The following is a 9,756-nucleotide window of genomic DNA, read 5'->3' as shown; positions in this document are numbered from 1 at the left end:
AGCGAGTAGCGAGTAGCGAGTAGCGAGTAGCGAGTAGCGAGTAGCGAGTAGCGAGTAGCGAGTAGCGAGTAGCGAGTAGCGAGTAGCGAGTAGCGAGTAGCGGTCTCCCCCGCCCACTCTTGCCCTATTCGCCCTTCGCTATTCGCTCGTCGCCAACGCCGCTTCGGCGTCGCGGCGGATCCGCGCCACCATCGACTTCAGGCCGTTGGAGCGCTGCGGCGTCAGGTGGTCCTTCAGGCCGAGCTTCTCGAAGATGGTGGTCGGCTCCGCCGCCAGGATCTCGCGGGCGTTCTTGTCCGAGTAGAGCGAGAACAGGATCGCGATCAGGCCGCGCACGATGTGGGCGTCGCTGTCGCCCTTGAAGCTGAGCACCGGCCCGCCGGCACCGTCCGGGCGTACCGCGGTGGTGAGCCACACCTGGCTGGCGCAGCCCTGGACCTTGTTGGCCTCGACATGGTCCGCCTCGGGCAGCGGCTCCAGCGTGCGGCCGAGCTCGATGATGTAGCGGTAGCGGTCGTCCCAGTCGTCGAGCAGCGCGAAGTTGTCGAGAATCTCGTCGAGTGTCATGTCGCCTGTCTCGCCGCTCGGTTGCCGTCCGGTCGGAGGCCGCCCGCGCGGCCGATCCCCGCATACATAAGGGCGATCGCCCCGAATGGGAATTCGCCGTGCGGCGGATGCCGGGACAGGCTGCCCGAAACGAGGACGGCGGCCGCAGGGGCCGCCGTCGATCGTCGTCGCCGCTCGCCGGGGACCGTCCGGCTCAGCCCGGCGGGCGGGCCGCCTCGCGGCGCGGCTGCGGCCCGCGCCAGTCGGGCGCGAGGTCGGCGGCCGTCAGGGTGTTCTGCGACGCCTGCGGGCGCGCGAGGTCGCCCCTGAGGGCGGTGGCGCCGGTCGTGACCGGCGTGCGGTCGCTGGAGGAGAGCGTCTCGCTCACCATCTCGTACATGATCTTCGCGCCGGCCTGGGCCTTCTGCCCGATCGCCACCGCGACCTGCGTGCCGATGGCACACACGTCGGGCTGGCGCGCGCAGAACTGGCGCAGGTCCGCGACCGTCGACGCGGCCGCGGAGGCGGCATCCGCCGCGCTCACCGCCGCCGCGCCGTCGCCGTCCGACGGCGTCCGCGTGACGGTCGGCAACAGCACCGCCACGACGCCGAGCCAGAAGGCCGTGCGCAACAAGAAACCCATTGTCCTGTCCCTGTGGTCCCCGTCTCCCTCGTCCCGTGTCCCTGTTCTTTGTTCCCCGAGCCGAACGCTAGCAGCCGCGCTTTGACGCGCGGTTCGAAGCGACGGCGGCATTCGACTCGAGTTTTCCGACAATTCGAGCGATCGCGTTCACCATCGGTCAGGACCTTTCGGGCATGCCGTGCGACGCTCGTTCAAGGGGTTGGGCGAATCGGAGGGGACGGTGCGGAAACGATCGATTTCTTCGGCGCTAACGCGCGCATGCGACGCGTCGCAACGGACCGTTCACCAATCAACGTCGTGTTCACCATTCAATACCGTGTTCACCATCCGCGCAGATAGGATCGTGACGGCTGCACGGTTTGCCGCCCGCCGGCGAAACCGAACCTGCCCGAACGGGCGACCTTAGCGTTCGTTTAATGGCGGTCTGAGACGATCCCCTCGACGCGGAGGGGCGCGTCCGTGTCGGGGCGTGCAGTGGGCGACGTGAGCGTTTTGACATCACTCGGACATTACCTGGACGCGTTGGTGCATCCGTCCGTGCAGGGCGATCCGCTGGCGAGGGCGCGCCATCGCGCCTTCATCGCGCCACGCCTGATCGGCAGCCTCACGGCGCTCGTCGCGTTCCCGGCCTATCTGGCGTTGCGCGGCGCGCCGAGCGCGCTCGAGGTGCTCGTCTTCTGCTGGTTGGTCGCGCCGATTCTCACCTCCTACTTCCTGTCGCGCACCGGACGCTACGAGAGCGCTCACGTGCTCTCGGCGCTGGCGCTCACCGGCATCGTCACCGTGGTGGCGGCGAAGACCGGCGGCATCGGATCCTTCGCGGCGATCTGGCTGGTCGTGGTGCCGCTCGAGGGCGCGCTGTCGGCGTCGCGCCGCGTCGTCGCGCTCGCCTCCATGCTGGCGCTCGGCGCCGCCGGCCTGCTGGTCGGCATGGGCGCGTTCGGCCTGCTTCCGGCGCCGCTCGGCGCCGGCCACGACGCGGGCGTGCTCGCCGCGCTCGGCGTGGTCTCCGCCGCGCTCTACGCGACCGGTCTCGCGCTCGGTGCCGAATCGCTCACCCGCAAGAGCTTCTGGCTCCTCTACGCCGAGGAGGACCGCTATCGTCTGCTCGCCCGCAACATGACCGACGTGATCACGCGGCACGGGCCGAACGGCGCCGTGCTGTTCGCGTCGCCCGCGGTCGAGCCGCTGTTCGGCGTCAGCGCCGGCGAGCTGCGCGGCCACGGCCTGTTCGATCGCGTCCACATCGCCGATCGCCCGGCCTATCTCAGCGCGCTCGCCGATGCGGCGGCGCACGGCCTCGCGCGCTCGGTCGAGTTCCGGGTGCGGCGCGAGCCCGACACGGCGGGTGCGCCGGTGCGCTTCGTGTGGATCGAGATGCGCTGCCGTCCGCTCGATCGTGCCGTCGCCGGCCCCGAGCCCGGCACCCGCGAGGTCGTCGCGGTGATGCGCGACGTGACCGAGCGCAAGGAGCAGGAGCGGGCGCTCGACCAGGCGCGCGCCGAGGCGGAGCGCGCCAACTCGGCGAAGAGCCGCTTCCTCGCCACCATGAGCCACGAGCTGCGCACGCCGCTCAACGCCGTCATCGGCTTCTCGGACATGCTGATCAACGAGAAGGCGCTCGGCATCACGCCGGAGCGGCGACTCGAATACGCCCGGCTGATCAACGAGTCGGGCAGCCATCTCCTGTCCGTCGTCAACGACATCCTCGACATGTCGAAGCTGGAGACCGGCGAGTTCGACATCCGGCCCGAGCCGTTCGCGCTGGCGCCGGTGGTGCACTCGTGCTGCGACCTCCTGGCGCTCAAGGCGCGCGAGCAGGACATCCGCCTCGAGGTGGCGATCGATCCGGCCCTGCCCGAGATCGTCGCCGACAAGCGCGCGCTCAAGCAGATTCTGCTCAACCTCGTGTCCAACGCGGTGAAGTTCACCGACCGCGGCGGCTGCGTCACGGTGGCGGCGCGGCGCGAGGCGACGCGTCTCGCCATCATGGTCGAGGACAACGGCATCGGCATCCGCGAGGACGACCTGGCGCGCTGCGGCGACCCGTTCTTCCAGTCGCGCGATTCCTACGACCGCCCGCATCACGGCACCGGGCTCGGGCTGTCGATCGTCAAGGGGCTGGTCGGCCTGCACGGCGGCGAGGTCGCCATGGCGAGCCGGCTCGGCGCCGGGACTTGCGTCACGGTGCGGATTCCGCTCGATTGCGATCCCGCCCGCACCCGCAGGGCGCCGCCCGTTCCGGCGGCCTCGACGGTGCGGCGGCTGAACCTCCCGGGCGAGCCGGCGCCCGAGGACATTCCATCCGAACAGACGAGCGGCGAGGCGGCGGTTGCGGTCAAGAAGCGTGCGTGATCCGGTCGACCAGGAGGTCGATCATCGGAGTGGCGACGGACGGGAGCGCGAGGCGCGCCCGGGCCGGACGGGTGCGCTCGCGCTGGCGCTGCTGCGGCGGCCGCGCGACACGTTGGCCGGCGCGGCCGGCATCGCCGCCTGCGCCACCATCGTGATCAACGCGCTGTTCATGCAGCCGGGCCCGCACCCGGCGCCGATCTTCGCGCTGAAGACCGAGAAGCCGCGCGCCGCGCCGGCGCGCGAGCAGACCGGCGCGCTCAGCGTGCTGCCGCGTCCGCGTCCCGCCGACGCGCAGGCGCCGGCCCGCGTCGAGCCGGCGGCGGCCGCGGCGGCGAAGCCGGCCGTCAAGGCGCGCCCCGAGCTCGTCACCGACATCCAGCGCGAGCTCCTGCGGCGCGGCTACTACGACGCCGCCGTCGACGGCATCGCCGGCAGCCGCACCGAGGCGGCGATCCGCGAGTTCGAGCAGGCGCAGGGCCTCGCCCCGACCGGCGAGCCGACCGACGCGATCCTGAAGTCCATCATGCGGTCGCCCGCCAAGCCGAAGCCGGCTGCGGCGCCCCCTCGGCCCGATCCGATCGCCGGCCTGATCGGCGGCTCGGCCACCGCGACCCACGCACCGGTGGTGCAGGCGCGGGCGACCACCGGCGCGTCGCCGACGCCGACCCCGCTCGCCGCCCATCCGGTGGCGCCCGTCAAGGCCGCGGCGCTGGCCGCCCCGCCGCCGGCGCCGACCCCGCCGCAGCCGGTCGCGCAGCCGCGGGCGACCTCGCCGGCGACCGCCGCCGGCACCGCGCAGATCAAGGCGGTGCAGCGCGCGCTCGCCGACTACGGCTACGGCCAGGTGCGCCAGACCGGCGTCCACGACAAGGCCACCCACGACGCCATCGCGGCCTTCGAGGAGGCCCGCCGCATGCCGGTGACCGGCCAGGTCAGCGACCGCCTGGTGCGCGAGCTCGTCGCCCTGACCGGCCGGCCGATCGAGTGAAGGCGAACAGCGAGTAGCGAGTAGCGAGTAGCGAGTAGCGAGTAGCGAGTAGGGGATGGTGCCCGGTCGCCGGCTCCTTCACTATTCGCCATTCGCTCATCGCTCATCGCTCATCGCTCATCGAGGCCGCATGCGTCTGAAATCCGGAATCTGGGTCGCGGCCTATATCCGCCGCTGCGGCGTCGAGGGCGTGTTCGCGGCGGTGCGCCGGCGCGGCGCCGAGGACGCGGGCGCGGTCTTCGTCATCGTCAATCGGCTGAACGGCACGGCCGACCTCTACGGCCCGGCACCGCAGACCGCCTTCGACGAGGCGATGCCGTTCGACCGCGCCTTCGTCTCCGTGCTGAAGGAGAGCCCGGCGCCGGAAAGCGCCGTGGAGGCGTTCATCGCCAAGGAGAGCCGGTTCGATCCCGACGTCTGGGTGATCGAGATCGAGGAGCCGACCGGCCGCCACTTCCTCGACCGCGTGCTGCGCTGATCAGGACTCGCCGCCGACGACACGGCCGGGCGCAAGGCGGGGCGGGCCGACGAGCCGGTCCGGCCCGGCGAGCCGATCCGGGACGGTGGCGCCGATGCGGCTGCGCACCAGCCCGGCGCGCGACGACGGGGCCTGGCCGGGACGCACCGGGACGGCCGGCTCGGCGATCCGCCAGGCGGCGACGAGGCGCAGCGCCGCGGCGAGGCTGATCTCGTCGAACAGGGCGCTCAGCGCATAGACGCGCCGCACCGAGTGGCCGATCGCCGGATTGACGAACAGCAGGATGCGCTGCAGCGCCGGGGCCGGCACGGCGAGCGCCCGCGCCGTGACCACCAGCGGCTCGCCACCGAGATCGTTGACGATGCGCTCGGCGAGCGGCCGGGCGATGCCCAGCGCCCGCTCGATCTCGCGCACGAAGTCGCCGGGCCGGCCGCCGAGCACGCTCGTCTCCAGCCGGCGCGCCACCTCGTCGCCCGGGGTCGGCCAAGTGCCGGCGGCGAGCGGGCCCAGACGGTCGAGCGCGTCCAGCACGGCGCGGCGGCCGTCGGTGTCGGCGGCGAAGAAGTCGCGGACCAGGGCACGCGCCTCGGCCTCGCCGCGGGTCGCCGGGGCGGGCGGCGGGTCCTCGGCCGGCGCGGGGCGTCCGTCGAGGCGGGCCAGGACCTTGTCGGGCGCGCCCGGATAGGCGGCCAGCGTGCGGGCCACGGTCTCGCGGGTGGCCTGATCGACGGCGTCGATCAGGCGCAGCGACAGCTCGACATACTGGCGCTCCTCGTCCGGCGAGTGGGTCGGCTTCTGGACATACAGGTCGGTCAGCACCCGCAGCAGCGTCGGCTTCACGTCGACGCCGTGCCGGGCGAGCCCCACCAGGCTGTCCAGTCCCGGAAACAAGGACGACATACGCGAACGAGCCCCCGCCAGGTGCCTCGACCGGTCGGCGCGACCGGCCGTGCGACCACGTCCCCCGAAACGACCTTTCCGAGAGCTTAAGACGGGACTCGTTAGCGGAGCCTTAACCCCAACAACCCGTTAACCTTTTCCCTAAAGTTCGAGCGATCGGGGCGGCCCGGGCGCGACCGCCCGGCGGCGCCCCGGCGCGGGCCGGAATCCAGCCTCGAAGCACCGCGAAAACGCCCGGTGTCACCGGCGTGCAACCCTTCCGGACCAACGAGTTACGCTTAACCGACCGTTAACCATAACGGCGCGTAATCGATCGTGGCATACCGCGGGTCACTCCGACCCGATGGAGGACGCCATGGGAACCATCATCTCCTTCCCGGCCGATCGTCACGTCTACGACGGGCGGAGCCGAAATGCCGACGAGCCGGCCACCATCATCATCCTGCCGGTGGTGCGGGTCGATCGGCACGACGATCCGCGCGACGGCCTGCGCGACGGCGGCTCGGCCGCCCGCAAGGGGCGCCGCCCGACGGCACGGCGGTGAGTGCGGCAACGTGGTGATCGAGGTGCAGGTCCGGGAAGGGCGCGTCCGCACGGGCGGGGCGCGGCGATGCGGGCCGGCGCTCGCGGTGATGGTGGCGGCGCTGCTCGGCGGCTGCGCCAACGGCGATTTCGGCCGGGTGAAGCCCGGCCTGGTGCGCGACGGCATCCACGACTGGATGGGGCCGGCGGCAGCCAAGCAGGCCGGCCTGCCGGTCTCGGCCTATCCCTATACCGAGGACGAGCGGGTGATGCGGGATCTCGCATTCCCGCTGATCGAGCCGCCCTACGAGCGGCAGCGCTGGTACTCGATCCTGGAGGAGTACGGCGTCACCCGCGGGGTCCGGCAGGACTGGGTGGTGTTCAACGTCGCCGCCTACGAGCAGCACCTGATGCAGACGGCGTTCCGCTCGGCGACCGCCCGCTACTCCAAGCTCAACGACGACATCCGCAACGACGTCAACCGGCTGCCGGCCTGGGTGGCGGCGGCGCGCCGGGTGCTCGACATGGACATCAAGCGCGGCAAGAGCCTCGCCCATGTCAACGGCCTCACGTCGGCCGAGGCCGGCAACGCCCAGGCCCGCATGGCCGAGAACGCCCTGATCATGAGCTGGGTGCAGCAGTCGCTGGTCAACCGCACCGCCTCCTACGGCTATGCGCTGGAGCGGCTGGTCATCGCCACGCCGCTGTCGGCCGCCGTCGAGGTCGAGCGCTCGCTCACCTTCCTGAAGACCCGGGTGGCCGAGGCGCGCCTGCTGCCCGGCCCGGAGATCACGCCCGGCGCGATCGTGCTGGTGCCGCCCTATCCGCTGCCGTCGATGCCGCCGATCACCAAGTCGGCGCCGCCGCCCGGGCTGCCGCTGCCGGGCGTGCCCAGCGCTGGCCTGCCGCCGCCCGGCCCCCCCGCCGGGCCGGTCGCGAGTGCCGCGCCGGCCGTGGCGGCCGACCCGGCCGGTCCGACCTTCGTGTCGCTCGTCAGGCCCTGACGGACTAGTCCCGCCGGCCATGCGCGTCCGTCCCGCTTGGCGTGCGGCGGGGGGCCGGCCTATCGTCGGCCGCGGCGGCGAGGCGCCGCGCGAGCTGCGGAGCGGGCCGTGACCCTCCATCACCCGTCGATCCCACCGGTGTGGACTCCGCCGATCGGCGCGGCGGTGAAGCGCGACCTGTGCACCGACTGCGGGATCTCGCGCACCGCGACGCCGGGGCAGTGCGGCCACGCCTGCCAGTTCCTCAAGCCCGACTATCCCGGCATGGAGACGGCCGTGCACGGCCGCGCCCGCGATCCGCACAAGCCGGACGAGCTGTTCTTCGGGCCGTTCCGCCGCATGCTGCGGGCCGCCCTGAAGGACCCGCGGCCGGGGGCGCAGTGGACCGGCATCGTCACCCGCATCGGCGAGCGCCTGCTGGAGACCGGGGCGGTCGACGCCGTGCTCGCCATGGCGGCCGATCCGGCCGACCGCTGGCGGCCGCGCCCCGTGCTGGTGACGCGCCCCGAGGGCATGGCGCAGTGCCGTGGCATGCGCATGGGCTGGGCGCCGCTGCTGGCGCTGCTGGCGCCGGCGCGGGAGCTGGGGTTCAGGCGCATCGCCGTGGTCGGCATCCCGTGCCAGATCCACGCGCTGCGCGCGATCGAGGCCGAGCTCGGATTCGAGCGGATCTACGTCGTCGGCACGCCCTGCTCCGACAACACCACCACGGAGCGTTTCCACGAGTTCCTGGCGCTGCTCGCCGACGATCCGGACACCATCACGTATCTGGAGTTCCGTGCCGACTATCACGTCGAGCTGCGCTTCTCCGACGGCACGCAGAGGCGCGTCCCGTTCCTGATGCTGCCGCTGTCGAAGCTGCCGCGCGACTTCTTCCCGCTCACCTGCCGCACCTGCGTCGACTACACCAACGTGCTCGCCGACATCACGGTCGGCTACATGGGCGGCGAGGGCGAGCAGTGGCTGCTGATCCGCAACGCGCGCGGCGAGGAGCTCCTGTCGCTGCTCGGCGACGAGGTCCGCACCGCCGCGCCCGGCAGCGCCGGCAAGCGCCGTGCGCCCGTGAAGGGTTTCCTGAAGAACACCGAGCGCGCCGCCGGCGGCCTGCCGGTGCGCGGCACCCCGGACTTTCTCCGTCCGCTGGTCGCCTGGCTGATGCCGAAGATCGGCCCGCGCGGCCTCGAGTTCGCCCGCGCCCGGCTGGAGATGAAGGCGATCGAGACGGTCCTCCATCTGCGCCGCGAGCGCCCCCGGCGTCTGCGCCACATGGTGCCGCAGCACGTCTGGGATCTCGTCGCCCCCTACGGCCTGACGCCGGGCGAGGGGGAGAGGTAGGGCCGGGGCAGCGGGTCGCGCGCGCCCCATCCTCGGCCACTTTCCTGCGCTGCGGCCCCTGCGCTACGCTTCCGTCAAACCACACCGGAGGAAGCCCATGCCGCGTCTCGCCGCCGCCGTGAGTCCGTTCGCCGTCCTGGTCCTGCTCGCCGCGCCCGCGCTCGCCGCCTGTCCGTCGGACGACGCCGTGGCGGCGCTCGCCGCCAAGGTCGCGGCGCGCCAGCCGGCCGAGAGCTACGGGCCCGGCCTCTCGGTCGCCGACGGCCTGTGCGCCCAGCAGAAGCTGGTGGAGAGGCTGAAGCCGTCGCTCGGTAACGTCGTCGGCTACAAGGCGGGCCTCACCAACGAGGCGGTGCAGAAGCGCTTCGGCGTGCCGCATCCGGTGCGCGGCACGCTGCTCGCCAAGATGATCCTGACCGACGGCGCCACCGTCGACGCGGCGTTCGGGGCGGCGCCGCTGTTCGAGTCGGATCTGATCGTCACGGTGAAGGATGCCGGCATCCACGATGCCAAGGGCCATGTCGAGATGCTGAAGCACCTCGACGCCGTGGTGCCGTTCCTCGAGCTGCCCGACCTGGTGCTGCAGAAGGGCGCCCACATGGACGGCGGCGTGCTGACCGCCATCAACGTCGGGGCGCGGCTCGGCGTCACCGGCGCGCCGGTGCCGGTCGCGGCGACCCAGGACTTCGCCGACCGGCTGGCGAAGATGACGGTGGTGCTGGTCGACGACACCGGCCGCGAGATCGCCAGGAGCCCCGGCACGGCGATCCTCGGTCACCCGCTCGACGCGGTCGCCTGGCTGGTCGCGGATCTGGGCCGCGCCGGCATCACCCTGAAAAAGGGCGACATGCTGAGCCTCGGCAGCTTCTCGCCGCTGTCGCCGCCCGCCGCCGGCCGCACCGTGACGGCCCGCTACGAGGGGCTCGCCGACAGGCCGGTCGAGGTGAAGGCGACGTTCAGATAGAAGCGACGTTCGAACAGCGGC

General features: G+C 72.4%; 10 protein-coding genes. 7 read left to right on the top strand and 3 right to left on the bottom strand.

Annotation, left to right across the window (positions count from 1 at the left end; genetic code table 11):
• Positions 1-138: 138 nt before the first annotated feature.
• On the bottom strand, positions 139-567 hold the full coding sequence (locus tag J2S22_RS29870; protein ID WP_272777888.1) for a SufE family protein: 429 nt from the start codon (positions 565-567) through the stop codon (positions 139-141).
• A 193-nt stretch (positions 568-760) separates the two neighbouring features.
• Positions 761-1,189 carry a DUF5330 domain-containing protein gene (locus J2S22_RS29865; RefSeq protein ID WP_272777889.1) on the bottom strand — a complete coding sequence of 143 codons (429 nt, stop codon included), beginning with the start codon at positions 1,187-1,189 and terminating at the stop codon, positions 761-763.
• Between the two features lie 483 nt (positions 1,190-1,672).
• On the opposite strand from J2S22_RS29865, the gene J2S22_RS29860 reads away from it, so the two are divergent.
• The 3 genes from J2S22_RS29860 to J2S22_RS29850 all read left to right on the top strand — a co-directional run bounded on the left by J2S22_RS29860 (position 1,673) and on the right by J2S22_RS29850 (position 5,010).
• Positions 1,673-3,544, top strand: coding sequence for a PAS domain-containing sensor histidine kinase (locus J2S22_RS29860; protein ID WP_272777890.1), 1,872 nt, complete (start codon positions 1,673-1,675; stop codon positions 3,542-3,544).
• On the top strand, positions 3,537-4,532 hold the full coding sequence (locus J2S22_RS29855) for a peptidoglycan-binding domain-containing protein (protein WP_272777891.1): 996 nt from the start codon (positions 3,537-3,539) through the stop codon (positions 4,530-4,532). The genes J2S22_RS29860 and J2S22_RS29855 overlap by 8 nt, the downstream gene beginning before the upstream one ends.
• A 130-nt stretch (positions 4,533-4,662) precedes the next feature.
• On the top strand, positions 4,663-5,010 hold the full coding sequence (locus tag J2S22_RS29850) for a DUF1491 family protein (RefSeq protein ID WP_272777892.1): 348 nt from the start codon (positions 4,663-4,665) through the stop codon (positions 5,008-5,010).
• Here the strand turns inward: J2S22_RS29850 and J2S22_RS29845 are convergent, their stop codons facing one another.
• Positions 5,011-5,910, bottom strand: a complete 900-nt coding sequence (locus J2S22_RS29845) for a DUF2336 domain-containing protein (protein WP_272777893.1) — start codon at positions 5,908-5,910, stop codon at positions 5,011-5,013.
• A gap of 355 nt (positions 5,911-6,265) precedes the next feature.
• Between J2S22_RS29845 and J2S22_RS29840 the strand changes: the two genes are divergently transcribed.
• From J2S22_RS29840 to J2S22_RS29825, 4 genes are all read left to right on the top strand, one after another.
• Complete coding sequence (locus tag J2S22_RS29840) at positions 6,266-6,454, top strand: hypothetical protein (RefSeq protein WP_272777894.1); 189 nt, start codon at positions 6,266-6,268, stop codon at positions 6,452-6,454.
• Positions 6,455-6,464: 10 nt separating this feature from the next.
• Complete coding sequence (locus tag J2S22_RS29835; protein WP_272777895.1) at positions 6,465-7,436, top strand: hypothetical protein; 972 nt, start codon at positions 6,465-6,467, stop codon at positions 7,434-7,436.
• A 108-nt stretch (positions 7,437-7,544) separates the two neighbouring features.
• Positions 7,545-8,771 (top strand): Coenzyme F420 hydrogenase/dehydrogenase, beta subunit C-terminal domain, encoded by a 1,227-nt coding sequence (locus J2S22_RS29830; RefSeq protein WP_272777896.1) that lies wholly within the window; start codon positions 7,545-7,547, stop codon positions 8,769-8,771.
• 97 nt (positions 8,772-8,868) lie between these two features.
• Complete coding sequence (locus tag J2S22_RS29825) at positions 8,869-9,735, top strand: 2-keto-4-pentenoate hydratase (RefSeq protein ID WP_272777897.1); 867 nt, start codon at positions 8,869-8,871, stop codon at positions 9,733-9,735.
• The last annotated feature ends 21 nt before the right edge of the window (positions 9,736-9,756 follow it).

The organism is Rhodoplanes tepidamans (genome assembly GCF_030813915.1).
In the GTDB taxonomy this organism is placed as follows: Bacteria; Pseudomonadota; Alphaproteobacteria; order Rhizobiales; family Xanthobacteraceae; genus Rhodoplanes; species Rhodoplanes tepidamans.
Note: the sequence above shows the minus strand (reverse complement) of the source record. Positions and strands in the feature narration are given on the sequence as shown.